The organism is Kitasatospora sp. NPDC058243 (genome assembly GCF_042882025.1).
GTDB lineage: Bacteria > Actinomycetota > Actinomycetes > Streptomycetales > Streptomycetaceae > Kitasatospora.
On the sequence record NZ_JBHVWW010000056.1, the window covers coordinates 16,956 to 31,428 of the forward strand.

Annotated in this window: 19 protein-coding genes; 12 read left to right on the forward strand and 7 right to left on the reverse strand. The window is 72.7% G+C overall.

Annotated elements, in window-relative coordinates:
* On the reverse strand, positions 1 to 1,131 hold a 1,131-nt coding region (locus ACFVX9_RS29030; protein ID WP_387984332.1), incomplete at its 3' end, for a LuxR C-terminal-related transcriptional regulator.
* A gap of 292 nt (positions 1,132 to 1,423) precedes the next feature.
* Here ACFVX9_RS29030 and ACFVX9_RS29035 point away from each other — a divergent pair.
* From ACFVX9_RS29035 to ACFVX9_RS29055, 5 genes are all read left to right on the forward strand, one after another.
* Positions 1,424 to 2,539 (forward strand): alpha/beta hydrolase, encoded by a 1,116-nt coding sequence (locus ACFVX9_RS29035; RefSeq protein WP_387984334.1) that lies wholly within the window; start codon positions 1,424 to 1,426, stop codon positions 2,537 to 2,539.
* A 69-nt stretch (positions 2,540 to 2,608) separates the two neighbouring features.
* Positions 2,609 to 3,712 (forward strand): RICIN domain-containing protein, encoded by a 1,104-nt coding sequence (locus tag ACFVX9_RS29040; RefSeq protein ID WP_387984336.1) that lies wholly within the window; start codon positions 2,609 to 2,611, stop codon positions 3,710 to 3,712.
* A gap of 223 nt (positions 3,713 to 3,935) precedes the next feature.
* Positions 3,936 to 4,358 (forward strand): hypothetical protein, encoded by a 423-nt coding sequence (locus ACFVX9_RS29045; RefSeq protein WP_363376075.1) that lies wholly within the window; start codon positions 3,936 to 3,938, stop codon positions 4,356 to 4,358.
* An 11-nt stretch (positions 4,359 to 4,369) separates the two neighbouring features.
* A complete protein-coding gene (locus ACFVX9_RS29050; protein ID WP_387984338.1) occupies positions 4,370 to 5,593 on the forward strand; it encodes a sensor histidine kinase in 1,224 nt (407 codons plus the stop codon).
* Positions 5,590 to 6,198, forward strand: a complete 609-nt coding sequence (locus ACFVX9_RS29055) for a response regulator (RefSeq protein ID WP_380344249.1) — start codon at positions 5,590 to 5,592, stop codon at positions 6,196 to 6,198. Before ACFVX9_RS29050 ends, ACFVX9_RS29055 begins: the two co-directional genes overlap by 4 nt.
* A 42-nt stretch (positions 6,199 to 6,240) precedes the next feature.
* On the opposite strand, the gene ACFVX9_RS29060 is transcribed toward ACFVX9_RS29055, so the two are convergent.
* Positions 6,241 to 6,762: a peptidylprolyl isomerase gene (locus ACFVX9_RS29060; protein WP_387984340.1), complete on the reverse strand. Its 522-nt coding sequence runs from the start codon at positions 6,760 to 6,762 to the stop codon at positions 6,241 to 6,243.
* Positions 6,763 to 7,069: 307 nt separating this feature from the next.
* Between ACFVX9_RS29060 and ACFVX9_RS29065 the strand changes: the two genes are divergently transcribed.
* Together ACFVX9_RS29065 and ACFVX9_RS29070 are read left to right on the forward strand one after the other, a co-directional pair.
* A complete protein-coding gene (locus tag ACFVX9_RS29065; RefSeq protein ID WP_387984342.1) occupies positions 7,070 to 7,315 on the forward strand; it encodes a hypothetical protein in 246 nt (81 codons plus the stop codon).
* Entirely contained in the window at positions 7,308 to 7,598 is a 291-nt protein-coding gene (locus tag ACFVX9_RS29070; RefSeq protein ID WP_387984344.1) for a hypothetical protein, read from the forward strand. The genes ACFVX9_RS29065 and ACFVX9_RS29070 overlap by 8 nt, the downstream gene beginning before the upstream one ends.
* 61 nt (positions 7,599 to 7,659) lie before the next feature.
* Here ACFVX9_RS29070 and ACFVX9_RS29075 read toward each other — a convergent pair whose 3' ends face one another.
* The gene (locus ACFVX9_RS29075; protein WP_387984345.1) at positions 7,660 to 9,000 is read right to left on the reverse strand and encodes an ALF repeat-containing protein; all 1,341 of its coding nucleotides are present in this window, start codon (positions 8,998 to 9,000) and stop codon (positions 7,660 to 7,662) included.
* A 146-nt stretch (positions 9,001 to 9,146) separates the two neighbouring features.
* Between ACFVX9_RS29075 and ACFVX9_RS29080 the strand changes: the two genes are divergently transcribed.
* A complete protein-coding gene (locus ACFVX9_RS29080; protein ID WP_387984347.1) occupies positions 9,147 to 10,100 on the forward strand; it encodes an NAD-dependent epimerase/dehydratase family protein in 954 nt (317 codons plus the stop codon).
* Positions 10,101 to 10,113: 13 nt separating this feature from the next.
* Here the strand turns inward: ACFVX9_RS29080 and ACFVX9_RS29085 are convergent, their stop codons facing one another.
* The gene (locus ACFVX9_RS29085; protein WP_387984349.1) at positions 10,114 to 10,437 is read right to left on the reverse strand and encodes a DUF1330 domain-containing protein; all 324 of its coding nucleotides are present in this window, start codon (positions 10,435 to 10,437) and stop codon (positions 10,114 to 10,116) included.
* A 278-nt stretch (positions 10,438 to 10,715) separates the two neighbouring features.
* Here ACFVX9_RS29085 and ACFVX9_RS29090 point away from each other — a divergent pair, with 278 nt between their 5' ends.
* On the forward strand, positions 10,716 to 11,669 hold the full coding sequence (locus ACFVX9_RS29090) for a hypothetical protein (protein ID WP_387984350.1): 954 nt from the start codon (positions 10,716 to 10,718) through the stop codon (positions 11,667 to 11,669).
* A 132-nt stretch (positions 11,670 to 11,801) separates the two neighbouring features.
* Here the strand turns inward: ACFVX9_RS29090 and ACFVX9_RS29095 are convergent, their stop codons facing one another.
* The 3 genes from ACFVX9_RS29095 to ACFVX9_RS29105 all read right to left on the reverse strand — a co-directional run bounded on the left by ACFVX9_RS29095 (position 11,802) and on the right by ACFVX9_RS29105 (position 12,792).
* Complete coding sequence (locus tag ACFVX9_RS29095) at positions 11,802 to 12,269, reverse strand: NUDIX domain-containing protein (protein ID WP_380425197.1); 468 nt, start codon at positions 12,267 to 12,269, stop codon at positions 11,802 to 11,804.
* Between the two features lie 74 nt (positions 12,270 to 12,343).
* Positions 12,344 to 12,583, reverse strand: a complete 240-nt coding sequence (locus tag ACFVX9_RS29100; RefSeq protein ID WP_380375543.1) for a hypothetical protein — start codon at positions 12,581 to 12,583, stop codon at positions 12,344 to 12,346.
* An 11-nt stretch (positions 12,584 to 12,594) separates the two neighbouring features.
* Entirely contained in the window at positions 12,595 to 12,792 is a 198-nt protein-coding gene (locus tag ACFVX9_RS29105; protein WP_380375542.1) for a hypothetical protein, read from the reverse strand.
* Between the two features lie 116 nt (positions 12,793 to 12,908).
* Here ACFVX9_RS29105 and ACFVX9_RS29110 point away from each other — a divergent pair, with 116 nt between their 5' ends.
* The 3 genes from ACFVX9_RS29110 to ACFVX9_RS29120 all read left to right on the forward strand — a co-directional run bounded on the left by ACFVX9_RS29110 (position 12,909) and on the right by ACFVX9_RS29120 (position 14,379).
* Positions 12,909 to 13,751, forward strand: a complete 843-nt coding sequence (locus ACFVX9_RS29110; protein ID WP_380375540.1) for a helix-turn-helix transcriptional regulator — start codon at positions 12,909 to 12,911, stop codon at positions 13,749 to 13,751.
* The gene (locus tag ACFVX9_RS29115; protein ID WP_380375538.1) at positions 13,736 to 13,942 is read left to right on the forward strand and encodes a DUF397 domain-containing protein; all 207 of its coding nucleotides are present in this window, start codon (positions 13,736 to 13,738) and stop codon (positions 13,940 to 13,942) included. Before ACFVX9_RS29110 ends, ACFVX9_RS29115 begins: the two co-directional genes overlap by 16 nt.
* Before the next feature lie 236 nt (positions 13,943 to 14,178).
* A complete protein-coding gene (locus ACFVX9_RS29120; protein WP_387984352.1) occupies positions 14,179 to 14,379 on the forward strand; it encodes a DUF397 domain-containing protein in 201 nt (66 codons plus the stop codon).
* Positions 14,380 to 14,473: the final 94 nt, after the last annotated feature.

Consider the following 14,473-nt stretch of genomic DNA (forward strand, 5'->3'; position numbering starts at 1 on the left):
CACCGGATGGTGGACCCCGTTCACCCCCCCTCCTCCCCCCCCCCCCCCACGGTTCTCCGCCCGGCGGCGGGGGCCACACACCCCCCCCCCCCGGGCCGCCTGCACGCCCGCCTGGAAACGCGTGGTGGCCCCCAGCTGGGCCAGCAGCGCCGAGACCCGGCGCACCACCGTGCGCCGCCCCAGCCCCAGCCGCCGGGCGATGGCGTCATCCGTGGCACCACTGGCCATCAGGGTCAGGATGCGGCGGTCCCGCTCACCGATCCGCAGGTCGACGGCGGACACCGACGCCGGGACGGCCAGCCGCCAGAGCGTCTCGAACACCGCGGCCAGCGCCCGCAGCAGGCCCGAGGGCCGGATCAGCAGCGAGACGACGCCCGGGCGCCCGTCGGCCGCCAGCGTGACGATCGCCAGGTCGTCGTCGCCCAGGGCCAGCTTGAGCGGCGGCTCGTCCAGCGTGCGGGCCTGCTCCCCCGCCTCGACCATGCGCGCCATGTTGGGGCCCGCGACCGGGTCGTCGAAGGCGCAGCCGTGGTAGATCGAGCGGTAGACGACCCCGGCGGCCATCCGCTGGCGCTGCAGCACCTCCTGGTCGAAGTAGTAGGCCGAACTGCCGGAGTAGGGCGGCACGTCGATGACCCGCACCTGGTGGCGGGCGGCGAGCTGGAGGCGCCGACTGGCCGCCAGCACCTGGGCGGCGTCCTCGACCACCTCCAGGGCTCCGTAGGTGCCGGCGTCGCGCCGGGCGAAGCGGTAGAGGCGTTCCAGTTCCGCCCCGGCCCGGCGCGCCGTGGCCTGCCGGACGGCGTCGCTCTGCAGCACCGCCTCGACCACCCGGCCGGGCGGCAGCGCCTCCCAGGCGCGGTCGCGGTCGCGGTGGCCGTCGCCGCGCGGGCCGTCGTCGCAATGGCCGTCGTCGCAATGGCCGCCGACGGGCAGGCCGTCGCCGTTGCAGGCCACGACGATGCCCTCGTCGGCGAGTTCCCTGAGCACGGCCAGGACGGCGCCCTCGCCGAGGCCGACCCCGGCCGCCAGCTCCGCCGCCCGCGCCTGCGGACGGCCGACCAGGCAGCGGTAGACCCGGCCGCGTTCGGAGTCGGGATCCAGCACGTCGTGCACGACGTCCCCCGTCATCGTGTCGGTGTATCGGTGTATCGGTGTATCGGTGTGTCGGCGTATCGGTGTGTCCGTCTGCCGTTGTGTCGGCCCGTCCGCTCGTCGGTTTGTCGGCTTGTCGTTGTGCCGGTGTCGCCCGGACGGGCCGTCGGAGGCTACCCACGCCGGTGGCGCACATGCGCCAGTGGCCCAGGTGCGCCGCAGGGCGCTCTGGCGGACCGCGAGGTGATCTCGCAAGAGTTGTCGGTGTTCAGACAGTTCCAGCGGTTCCCCCCGGGAACGGCGGCACCCTCACGGCCAAGGACAACCCATGACACCAGCCCAGCCCGCCCGGCGCCCGCCCGTACGGCCCCTGCGCGCCCGGCTCCGGCACGCCAAGGCGGCCGTCGCCGCCCTGGCCGCCTGCCTCCTGCTGCTGGGCGTGCCCGCCTCGCACGCCGAGGCCCCCGCCCCGCCGCCGATGAAGGACGGCTTCGGGCTCACCCAGGTCGGCGCCGCCACCGGCAGCGCCACCAACTTCGTGCTCACCGTCACCACACCCCAGGTCGCCGGGGAGCACGCCATCCGGATCCTGCTGCCCGCCGACTACGCGGCCAGCCCGGCCAAGCGCTACCCGGTCCTGTACTTCCTGCACGGCGCCTCGGACAACCCGAGCGACCCGGCCCTGGCCTACCCCGCCCTCACCGCCGCGCAGTCGATGATCACCGTCATCCCGGACGGCGGCCTGCGCGGCTGGTACACCGACTGGCTCGACCAGAACACCGCCGCCGGGGCGCAGAACTGGGAGACCTTCCACCTCGACCAGGTGGTCCCGTTCATCGACGCCAACCTGCGCACCCTGACGGGCCGTAAGAGCCGGGCCGTCGGCGGCCTGTCGATGGGCGGCTTCGGCGCGCTGCACTACGCGCAGGACCGGCCCCAGCTGTTCGGCCAGGTCCTCACCATGTCCGGCGCGAACGACCTCTCCGTGAACGAGATGATCATCCGCGGGGCCGTGGTCGCCACCCTGACCAACGCCGGCACCGTGCTGTGCGGGCCCAGCGACGGGAAGCCCTGCGGCCTCGACTTCGGCCCCACGGTCTCCAGCGACGCGATCTTCGGCTCGCCGTACCCGGTGTTCAACGCCGACTGGCGCTGGAACGCCGCGGACCCGGTCTCCCGCCTGGGCGCGCTCACCGACACCGGCATCGCGGTCTACACCGGCAACGGCAACGGCAGCGCCTCCGACATGGAGTTCTGGGCCGAGGGCACCGCCAAGCGCCTCAAGGACCGCCTGGACGCCCTCGGTTACCGCTACCACTACGTCGACTACGGCAACGGCGCCGGCTGGGGCACCGCCTGCAACGGCGGCCACAGCGCGGGCTGCTGGGCGCAGGACCTCGTGGACTACGTCCCCCGCCTGGAAGCGGCCTTCGCCGCCGCCTGACCGGCCCGCCCTCCCCTTCTTTCCGACTCCTCTCCCCTCTCCCTGTTCCCGACGAAAGGACCCGACCCCGTGCTCTCCGCCACGACCCCGAGCCGACCGGCTCCCTGGCTGCGCCTGATCGCGGCCGTCCTGGTGGCCTGTTGCGCCGCCCTGGGCTTCACCGCCTCCCCGTTCGCGACCGCGCGGGCCCACGCCGCCACGGCACCGGCCGCCGCCTGCGCCTCCCCGCAGCAGTGCCTGACCATCAAGTCCCTCAGCAACGGGCGCCAACTCGACGTCCAGAACGGCACCATGGGCGACGGCGCCTACATCGTCACCAACTCGGCGCCCGGCTACCACCAGTCCTGGCGGCTGAGCGTCGATCCCTCCGACTTCTCCTTCACCATCGTCAACAACGACACCGGCAAGTGCATCGACCTGGCCTTCTTCACCCCGGCCCTGCGCCAGCAGACCTGCGCCGGGCAGTCCAGCCAGCGGTGGTTCCTGCAGCCGGTCGCCGGGGCCGCCGACGCGTTCATGATCCGCCACCTGGGCGACAACACCTGCCTGGACCTGCTGCTCGGCGCCCAGTACGACGACGCCTGGACCGACCAGTACACCTGCAACGGCACCGCCAACCAGCAGTGGTCCACCGGCTTCCCGCAGGCCGCCCGCAGCCTCGCCGTCGACCACGCCGCCAAGCAGTGCCAGAAGGACGTCTCCTCCTGCTCCTGGGCCGTCAAGAGCGAGGCCCCCGCGGCACCGCTGCCGAAGGTCTGCGTCTCCTCGATCTGGTTCAACAACACCAGCAGCGCCGCCCAGCAGAACTTCGCGGTCACCAACATGACCGGCTGGTCCAGCACCCTCGGCGGCGAGATCGGGGCGGACATCTCCGGCGGCGCCCCCGGCGGCGTCTTCACCACCGCGGTCAAGACCGCCGTCAACTACAGCAACGTCTGGCAGGGCTCGACCACCGTCAACAACGCCGTCACCGTCAACGTCCCGCCCCAGCAGTACGGCTGGGTGACGCTGGCCGAACTCGCCCGCAAGGTCACCGGCAGCTGGACGTTCGACGCCCGCGGCTTCCCGTGGACCGCCGAGGACACCGTCACCGTCCCGCTCACCTCCGACCCCAGCGGCGGCGCCACCCTCTACATCGCCAACACCAGCCCCACCTTCACCAGCTGCTCCTGAGCCCCACCGCACGACCGACAGCCAGCCGCCGCCCGGCCCCGCCGGGCGGCGGCCCCGCTTTCCCCCGGCCCTTCCCCCGCCCTGACCTGACCCCGCCCTTCCCTGCCCTGACCTGATCCGCCTTGACCTGCCCTGACCCGCCCTGACCTGCTGACAATTGTCACGGTCGGCCGGTGCGGCAGCACACTGCCGGGCGGGGGCACGGCGCGGACAGCATGGGGGCATGACCTCCACCGATGTGAACCACCCCGACACCGTTCGGGCCTTCCGCACCATCAGGCGGCTGGTGTTCGCCTACCTGGGCCTCAGCGTCGTCACCCTGGCGGCCGCCTACGCCCTGCGCGACCACCCCGACCTGGTGAACCCGGCCGTGTGGATCCGCGGCAGCCTCGTCGTGGCCAGCGCCGTGGTCACGTCCCTGTTCACCACCCGGGCCGCCCGCGGCTCGCACGCGGCGTACCGGCGGCTGCGGATCATCTCGGCCGTCATGATCGCCGCGATCGTCGTGATCATCTGCGTGCCGGGGACCTTCCCGTTCTGGATGAAGGCCGAGCAGGCCCTGTGCGGGCTGGTGCTGGCGGGGGTGGCCGCCGTGATCAACGGACGCCACCTGCGTACCCTGTTCGCGCGATCCGACGCGACGTGAGGCAGGCGAGGGTGGACGAGGACACGCAGGCGACCCTCCCCGGGCACGCCGCCGCTGAGCGCGCCACAGGGGAGCGCGCCCCGCAGCGGTGGGTGCAGGGCTGGCGGCGGATCATGCTGGGCGCCGGGATGCTGGTCTACCCGTGCCTGACCGCCGTCGCCGTGAACGACAACGTGTCCGGGGCGGCCCTGGTCGCCGGGTACGCGGTCGTCGGCGCGTTCTGCCTCTGCTTCGTCCTCACCGCCACCGCGATGGTCCGCGGCCGGCGGCGGCAGGTGCTCCTGCTGCTGGCGGTGATGAGCGCGCTGTTCCTGGCCGCGCTGCCGTTCGCCCACGAGAACGCGTTCTACCTCGCCACCGTCGTGGTCTCCTTCGTCGCCGTGCTGCGGCGCCGCCACGCCACCCGGGTGACCGCCGCCGCCACCCTGGCCGCCCTGCTGGTGCCGTGGGCGGTGCCCGCCTGGCACACCGGGCCCGGCACCTTCCAGGCGCTGGCGCTGCTGTTCACCGTGCTCACCACGGGGGCGTTCGCGGAGATCGCCACCACCAACCAGGCCCTGGTGGCCGCCCGGGCCGAGGTGGCGCGGCTGGCCTCGGAGGCCGAACGCAACCGGATCGCGCGCGACCTGCACGACCTGCTCGGGCACTCGCTCACCGCGATCACCGTCAAGTCCCGCCTGGCCCAGCGCCTCGCCGCCAAGGACCTCGACCAGTCGCTGGCGGAGATGGCCGCGGTGGAGTCGCTGTCCCGGCAGGCGCTGGCCGACGTCCGGGCCGCGGTCACCGGCTACCGCGACGTCACGCTGGCCGGCGAACTGGCGCGCGGACGCGAACTGCTGCGCGCCGCCGGGGTGGTCGCCGACCTGCCGACGTCCACCGACCCCGTCGCCACGCAGGACGGGGAACTGTTCGGCTGGGTGGTGCGCGAGGGCCTGACCAACGTGGTCCGGCACGCCCGGGCCGACCGCTGCACCGTCACCGTCACCGGCTCCTCCGTGGAGATCCGCGACGACGGGACGGGCGCGGACGGCAGAACCGACGGGGCCGCCGGGGGCGGCGGGACCGGCGAGGGCAGCGGGATCGGGAAGGGCCTGAGGGGGCTGCGGGAACGGGTCGCGGCGGCCGGCGGTACCGTCGAAGCCGGCCCGCTGAGCCCGCGCGGGTGGCGGCTGCTGGTCACCGTCCCGCCGGGCGCCCGCCACGGGCGCGCCCCCGCCCGGAAAGGGACGACATGACGATCCGCCTGCTGCTCGCCGAGGACCAGGAACTGGTCCGCACCGCGCTGTGCGCCCTGCTCGACCTGGAGGACGGCTTCGAGGTGGTCGCCGCCGTCGGGCGCGGCGACCAGGTCGTCGACGCGGCCCGCGAACACCGGCCCGACGTGGCCCTCCTGGACATCGAGATGCCCGGCCTCGACGGCCTGGCCGCCGCCGCCGTCCTGGCCCAGCAGGTGCCCGGCTGCCGGGTCGTCATCCTCACCACCTTCGGACGCGCCGGCTACCTGCGCCGGGCGATGGAGGCGGGCGCGGTCGGCTTCGTCGTCAAGGACGCGCCGGCCGAAGTGCTCGCCGACGCCATCCGCCGGGTCGCGGCGGGCGAACGCGTGGTGGACCCGGAACTGGCCGCGGCCACCCTGGCGGCCGGGGCCTCCCCGCTCACCGCCCGGGAACGCGACGTGCTGAACGCCTCCCGCTCCGGGGCCGGCGTCGCCGAGATCGCCGGCAAGCTCTACCTCTCGGAGGGCACCGTGCGCAACTACTTCTCCTCCGCCATCGCCAAGACCGCCACCCGCAACCGCACCGAGGCCCTGCGCACCGCCGACGACCGCGGCTGGCTCTGACGCCGCCGGACGACGGGCGCAGGGCTTCCCGGGAGACGGGCGTCAGAGCCGCTCGACGGTGACCTGGGTGATCACGACGTCGTCGACGGGGCGTTCGCCGTCCGTGGGGACGGCCGCGAGGGCGTCGACGACGGCCCGGGAGTCGGCGTCGGCGACCTGGCCGAAGATGGTGTGCCGGCGGTTCAGGTGGGCCGGCGTGCCGACCGTGATGAAGAACTGCGAGCCGTTGGTGCCCGGGCCGGAATTGGCCATGGCGAGCAGGTACGGCTTGGTGAAGTGCAGTTCGGGGTGGAACTCGTCGGCGAAGGCGTAGCCCGGGCCGCCGGTGCCGCTGCCGGTGGGGTCGCCGCCCTGGACCATGAAGCCGGTCACCACGCGGTGGAAGAGCGTGCCGTCGTAGTACGGGCCGCTGCCGGGCTCGCCGGTGCGCGGGTCGGTGTACTCTCGGGCGCCCTCGGCGAGTTCGACGAAGTTGCGGACCGTCTTCGGCGCGTGGAACTGGAACAGCTCCAGCCGGATCGGGCCCAGAGTGGTGTGCAGGGTCGCGAACAGGCCCTTGGCCATGGCGGACTCCTTTGCTCGGGTGGTCGGGAGAGGGGATCAGCGTCGGCATCCTGGCACACGGCGGGTTCGTGACCGCACCCGGCGCCGGGCCGGGGCGCGGGTCGGACGGGGGCGATTTCCGCCGGTCACACCGGCGCGGGGCCCCGACCCCGGCAAATGCCGCGCGGCACCAACTTTCCTGCACGGCAAGCGGACTGTCTGCTTGCATGGCGGATCGACCCGGTTTCGGGCGGGTCGGGGGCGCGGGCGGGCGGCTCGGCTTGAGAGGATCGGCCCGGAAACGGGATGGACGGGAGAGGGGTGAGACGTGGTCGGTACCGTGCTGGTCGGTGTCCTGGTGCTCGCGGTCGGCGGGTGCGTGTGCGTGGTGTGGGCCGAACGCGGCGGCCCCCGCTGGGTGCGCGCCGTGGCGTCCGTGACGCTCGCCTCGGGGTCCCTGCTGCGCCGCTCCGCGCGCAGCCGGCGCCGGAACCGGAGCCTGAGCGGCGGCGACAGCGGCGACGGTGGCGGCGATGGTGGCAGCGGTGGCGGCGGCAGCAGCGGTGGTGGCTGAGCGCCCCGCCCGCGGGCGCGACGACGACGAGCGACTGCGGCAGGTCTTCGAGGCGGTGCTGGCCGAGACCCTGTCCGGGACCGGGCCGCTGACCTGCACGGGCCTGGACGAGGACACCGAGAACGCGCTCTGGGCGGTCTGGGAGGCGTACCCGCACGCTTCGGCCGAGTCGGTGCAGGCCGCGCGGCGCGCCTTCGCCGGCCAGTTGGCCGGCGGCAACGCGGCCCGCTGGCACGCGGAACTCGCCGCCCGGGCGATCGCCGGGCGCCGCCCCCGCGGCTGAGCGTGCGGCCCCGGACGTCCGCATGCCCCGGCCGCGTGGGCGGCCGGGGCGCGCGGGGGCGTCAGCTCTCGGTGGAGCGGCGGCGGGAGGCGACGACGAGCGCCGCGCCCGCGGCCAGGGCCGCGGCGGCGCCGCCGGCCTCCCAGCCGAGGCCCTCGGTGCCGGTCGCGGCGAGCTGGCCGGGGCGGGTGGTGACCGTGGTGGCGCCCGTGGTGGCCGTGGCCGCCGTCCCGGCGGTGGTGCCCGCCGTGGTCGTGCCCGCGGTCGTGCCCGTCGTGGTGGTCAGGGCGGCGGGCCGGACGGCCGACTGGGCGCCGGTGGCGGTCTGCGGCTGCTCGGCGGGCCGGGCCGGCTGCGGGGCCGGCTTGTTCGCGGCCTCGTCCTCGGCGCGGGCCGTGAACTGGCCCTCCTTCAGGAACTTCACGACGTCCTCGTCGGTGCCGTCCAGCGCCCGGCCGGCGGCCTCGCGCACGGCCCGTCCGCCGGCCGACATGATCTGGGCGAGCTTCACCCGGTTGTCGTCGGCCCGCTGCTTGGGGAGCTCGACGTCCAGGAAGTGCCGCACGTCGGCGACGGTGCCCGCGAGAGCCTTCTCCCCCGCCTCGCGCACGCCCGGACCGGTCTCCTTGTCGTCCAGGATGCCCTGCACCTTGGCGCGGGCCTCGTCCTCGGCCCGGGCGATGAACTGGCCCTCCTTCAGAAAGGCCAGGACTTCCTGGTTGCTGCCGGATATCGCCTTCCGGGCGGCCGCCTTCACCGCCGGCCCGGCGCCGTCGAAGATCCGGGCGACCATCACCCGGTTGTCGGTCAGACGCCGCTCGCCGAGCTCGACGTCCAGGAAGTGCCGCACGTCGGCGGCGGTGCCCGCGAGGGCCTTCTCCCCCGCCTCGCGCACGGCCGGGCCGGTCTCCTTGTCGTCGAGGATGCTCTGGACCTTGGCGCGGTCCTCGTCCTCGGCGCGGGCGGTGAACTGGCCCTCCTTGAGGAACTTCGCGACGTCCTCGGCGGTGCCGCCCCGCAGGGCGGCCGTGGCGGCCTTCTTGACGGCCGGCCCGCCGACGGCGAGGACCTGGTAGGCCTTCACCCGGTTGTCGATCATGCGCTGGTCGTGGAGCTCGACGTCCAGGAAGTGCCGCAGGTCGGCGGCGGTGCCGTTCAGCGCCTTCTGGGCGGCCTCGCGCACGCTGACGCCGCTCTCCTTGTCGGCGAGGATGCGCCGCACCTCGGCGCGGTCGTGCTCCTCCTGGCCTGTCCCCTGGTCCTCGGTGCCCTTGGACGCGGTGTCAGGGCCGGAGACGCCGGCCGGCTGGGGGTTGTCGGCGGCGGAGGCCATCGACGGGAAGAGGACGGTGGGGGCCAGGACGGCGGCCGCGACGACGGCGGACACCCGGGGCAGCTTCATTCAGCACCTTGCGTTGTGCGGAGAGATTGTGAACGTCCGCCAGCATAGATCGTCTTTTACGGTTGCCATACCAAGTATTTGCTAGCGCCCGCGCCGCACTCACAGCACCCGCAACACCCACGGCCCCAGACCCTAGGGTGGGGCGGATGAGCTTCCACGTGGTTGTCGGATACGGGCCCGCCGGGGCCGCCACCGCCCGCCTGCTGGCCGGGCAGGGGCACGCCGTACGGGTCGTCACCAGGTCGGGGAGCCCCGCGCGGGGCGGGGCCCCGGTGCCCGGCATCGAGCACGTGGCGCTGGACGCGGGCGATCGCGCGCGACTGGCGGAGGCCGCACGCGGCGCGGCGGCGATCTACGGCTGCGCGGCGCCGCCGCTGCCGCAGTGGGCGGCGCGGTGGCCGGCGCTGGCCTCCTCGCTGTGCGCGGCGGCCGAGGCCACCGGGGCGGTGCTGGTCATGCTCGGCAACCTCTACGGCTACGGGCCGGTGCGCGGTCCGATGACCGAGGACCTGCCGCTGGCCGCGGCCGGCCCCAAGGGGCGGGTGCGGGCGGCGGCGTGGGAGCAGGCGCGGGCGCTGCACGGGGCCGGGCGGATCCGGGCGGTCGAGGTGCGGGCCTCGGACTTCTTCGGCCCCGGGGTGACGGACGGCGGGCACCTGGCCTCGCGGGTGATGCCGGGCCTGCTGAAGGGCCGGAACATCGCGGTGCTCGGCGACCCGGACGCGCCACACAGCTGGACGTACCTGCCGGACGTGGCGCGGGCGTTGGCCGAGGTCGCGGGCGAGGAGCGGGCCTGGGGGCGGGCCTGGCACGTGCCGACGGCCCCCGCGCTGCCGGTGCGCGCGATGGTGGAACGGCTGGCCGCGCAGGCGGGCGTCGGACCGGTCGCGGTGCGCCGGCTCCCGCAGGCGCTGCTGGGCGCGGCGGGGCTGTTCTCCCCGCTGCTGCGTGAACTGCGGGAGGTCCGTTACCAGTTCGACCGCCCGTTCGTGGTGGACGCCTCCGCCTACGAGGCCGCGTTCGCGGTGCGCGCGACCGCGCTGGAGGAGCAGGTGGAGGCGACGGTGCGGTGGTGGCGCGAGCGGACGCAGGGGCGTTGAGCCCCCGGGCCGGTCAGTGCTTGAGGGCGTCGGCGCCGCGGTAGCCGACGGGCACGCCCCGGGCGAAGACCACGTCGGCGGTCATGTGGCGGGTGCGCAGCGGGAGGATCGCCTGGTAGGCGGGCGAGTCGTACCAGGCGCGCAGGCGTTGGCGGTCGGGGAACTCGATGAGGATGAGGTCCTGTCCCCAGGTGCCTTCGACCGTCTCGATCCGGTCGCCGTGGATGAGGAAGCGGCCGTCGAAGGGGTCCAGGGTGGCGTCGATGCGCTGGAGGTACTCGACGATGTCGGGGCCGAACTCGACCGAGTGGACCTGGGCCATCGCGTAGGCGGTCATCGCTGTTCTCCTGGGGGTTGGTCCGGTGTCCGTGGTCTCCGACGGTACGGGCGGGGGCGGAGGGGGCGAATCCGTCGCGGATCGGTAGGGGGTACGTAGCCCGGGCCGCCCCTGGCCGTCCCCCTGACCAGGCGGGGTGTCGGACGACCCCCCAGAAAGCTGGGATACCGGCGGTTGATCGGACGCTGACACGCTGGCGGCGGCGGACGGACCGGGTGGCCCGGGGGGCCCTCCGGACCGGCCGCCGCCCCTCGTCGTCCCCCTCCCTGGAGAGCTCTGTGCGTTCGCTAGTCCGGCGTATCGTCCTCGGCATCGCGCTCGCCCTGACCGGCCTGGTGCTGGTCCCGGGCGGCTCGGCCTCGGCCGACACCCCCTCGACGGTCCTGTTCAACCAGAAGTCCGAGCGCTGTCCCGACGGCGTACTGACGGGCACGCACCTGCGTCCCTGCGCGCCGTCCGACGGCCCGGGCCAGTGGGTGTTCAAGCCCGTCCCGGGCCTGCCGAGCGTCTACACCCTCAACAACACCAACGACCAGCGCTACTGCCTGACCGCCGACTACACCCCCTCCAGCGCCGAGTGCGTCGCCAACGCCACCTCGCAGATGTGGCGGGTCACGCCGTGGACCGCGGCCGACAGCACGTCGAGGTACGACCTGTTCGGGGTGCGGCTGCAGAACATCTCCAACTCCCAGTGCCTGGACAACACCGAGCACAGGATCGGCGGCGGCGGCTGGCGGCTCTACATGTTCGACTGCAACGACGGCGGGTACCAGGAGTGGGACATCTACCGCAGCACCTACGTGGCCCTGTTCGGCGGCGTCGCCACCCACAACGGCATGACCTGGGCCACCCTTGAGCAGCGCGCCGACAACGTCGTGCACGTCGGCAACGACAACAGCAGCAACGCGTACAGCGGCGACACCCCCGCCACCGCGCAGCTGCCCGTGCTGTGCCTCAAGCAGGACGGCCGCCCCGCCCCCGCCGGCGTCCCCACCAGCGGCTACCACAGCTGGGCCGGCGGCGAGGTGAAGGCCACCATCCCCACCTCCGGCAGCCAGCTCTCCAGCCGGGCCGCCGCCGACCAGCTCTGCGCCGGCTACTTCGGCACCGGCTTCCGGATGGCCGAGTTCCACGACGCCAACGGCTGGGGCCTGTGGGCCAACGGCACCCTGCCCGCCGGCACCCGCTTCTGGACCGCCATCACCGACCAGCCGGCCAACCCCTGGAGCTGACCGCACCCGGACGCGGGAGGGCGGGCGCCGATCCTGGCGCCCGCCCCTTCTCATTGCCGAAGTGCCGAAGTGCCGAACGCGTCACCGCCTGGGCCGATGTGGGCACTGACCACCCCAACCCGGCGGCGGTCCTCAGGTCGCGCGCTGTCCGTGGAGGAGGACGGGCAGCGCGCGGCCCGCCAACGCCTCGGTGGCACGGGCGGCTTGGGAGGGCGCCATGACGTCGTGGAGTTGGCGGACGGGGACGAAGCGGGCACCGAACAGGCCGCTGCGGTGCCGGGGCGGGACGGTCAGGTGGGTGTCATCGCGCACCGTGCCGCCGTCGAAGACCAGGTTGAGGCGCTCCAGGTAACGGTCGGCGGGGGTGAAGTCGACCGCGAGGACGGCGGCGAGACGGAGGTTGAGGCCGGTCTCGGCGCGCAGGTTGCGGGCAGCGGCGAGGTGCGGGGGCTCGTTCGGCTTCGCGGCGCCGCCGGGCAGGATCAGCCCGTCCATGTAGTCCGGGTCCACGAGCAGGACGTCACCGCGCGGATTGCGCACGAGGACGAGGCAGCCGAGCCGGCACACCGGCGGCTTGGCGAGCAAGCGGGGGTCTTGCATCGGGAGTTCACTTCCTGAGAGCGGCGAAGAGCGTGAGGGAGAAGCCCGCCAACCACAGGAGGCGGACGAGGAGTTCAGCCGTCATGCGTCAGGCGCTCGTAGCGCAGCCCCTTGCGGAGCAGGTCGACGACCCGCAGGAGCGCGGACGGGCTGGCCGAGCCCAGATTCACCAGGTAGCACCCGGTCAACCGGCCGTGCTCCCAGTCGACTTCGACGGACGGCAGCGTGACGCCGCCCAGGGCAAGGACGGCCGTCAGGTCGTCCAGGACGTCGGCCGCCTGCCGCCGCTGGTCGACGGTCACGCGGGAGAGCATCGAGGACACGCTCACTCCCCCGGCCGCTTGTGGACCTCGAAGACGCGCCAGGCGCTCCAGGCGTCGGAGAAGGACCTGAACCCGCTGAGCTCACCGTCCGGTTGGCGCAACCACTCCCGGGTGAGCTCGTTGCGGACCCGGTAGAGGCGGGCCCCGGTGTCCCAACGCACGCCGTAGCCGTGGAGGCGGGGAACTTGGGCATCGGCCATGGGAATAACCTTCCGCAATCAATGTTTCACGTTCTGTGCACATGGTGGCCCGGCGTCACCTAGCATCGGAAGCGGTAGACGACTTGACCTCGACAGCACGGAGAGTTGGAGCGGCCATGGTGAACATCAAGGAAATTGACCCGAAGTCATCTCCATGGGCCGCCTTCGGGATCCAACTCCGCAGGTCACGCATGGCGATGGGCCTCAAGCAGGAACAGCTCGCGCGCAGGATCGGTGTCCACCCGTCCTACGTCTCGTTCGTCGAACTTGCGCAGCGCCCGCCGAGTGAGAAGTTTGCTACCAAGGCCGATGAGATCCTGCAGACGGGCGGGACCCTGCTGCTGATGTACTGGCAGCTCCGCCACACAGCTTTGGTGCCGGGCTTCCCCGAGTACGCGAACTACGAGGCCCGCGCAGAGAAGATCAAGCTCTTCGAAATCAACGTGATTCCAGGGCTGCTACAGACCCGGGCATATGCAACCGCTTGGGAGCAGGGCAATCTCCGACGAGGAACCGTCACACCAGAACAGGCCCAGGAGCGAATCGAATTCCTGCTCGCCCGACAAAACATCCACGCCCGCACCCCGCCACCACTTCTGCACGCGGTGATGGACGAGAGCTGCCTCAGGCGGCCCATTGGCGGCCGCGACACCATGATCGAGCAGTTGCTCCACCTCGAACATCTCGCCAAGCAGCCCAACATCATCATCCAGGTGGCACCGTACTCGCTAGGCGAGGACAGGCCGTTCACGCGCCTGGTGCACCTCCTTACCATGCCAGGACGCAAAATGCTCTCTTACGGCGAGATCGAGCAGCGAGGCTACATCGATCGAGATACTGAGACGATTGCCGCGCTGGTCGACGACTACGATCGGCTCGTAGTCGAAGCCATGAGCCAGGCCGACTCAGTGGCCATGATCCGCGCGGTACGGAGGGACTTTGAATGGATGTCGACCTGACTGACACCGGCTGGAGGAAGAGCTCATACAGCGGTAGCGGCGGCACGTGCGTGGAGGTCGCCGACGGATTCATCGGCGTGATGCCGGTCCGCGATTCCAAGGATCCGAACGGTCCGACCCTCCTCTTCCCCGCCGACGCCTGGCAGGCCTTCGTCACCGCCGTCCGCACGGGAGAATTCGGCACCAACTGATACTGCTCGATGGCGCCGCCGACCCGGGCCGGGGCGGCGGCGCCTGACGGTGTCGCTCTGGATCCGGCAGCCCTTCGCTTGCATGGGAAGTGGGAAGAAGGAGCACGGAGCGGTGAACTCATCGAGGATGCAGAGGGTGTTGCCGCCTGCCGCAGGTCATGCTCTCCTCAGGGCCATGGCCCTGTCGCCCCGGTGCTCCAGGGCGATGATCAGGCGCATCTCACAGGAGTTCGGTCGTGCCAGCAGGGAACCAGGAGAGATGGCGGAAGAGTAGCCACAGCAACAACGACGGCGGCATGTGCATTGAGGTGGACGATGCCCAGCCAGGTCGCGTGCGGGACAGCAAGGACCCCGACGGCCCCCGCCTCAACTTCCCACCAGCCGCTTGGCAGGCATTCATCACCGCCATCCGAGCCGGGGAGTTCAGCACCAACTGATCCACCTGCGCGGGGGGGAGAGAGGGGGCGGGGGGGGGGCGAAAAACAAAAGAAACAAAACCAAAAGAAAAAGCGGAGAAACAGAGGCCGGCTC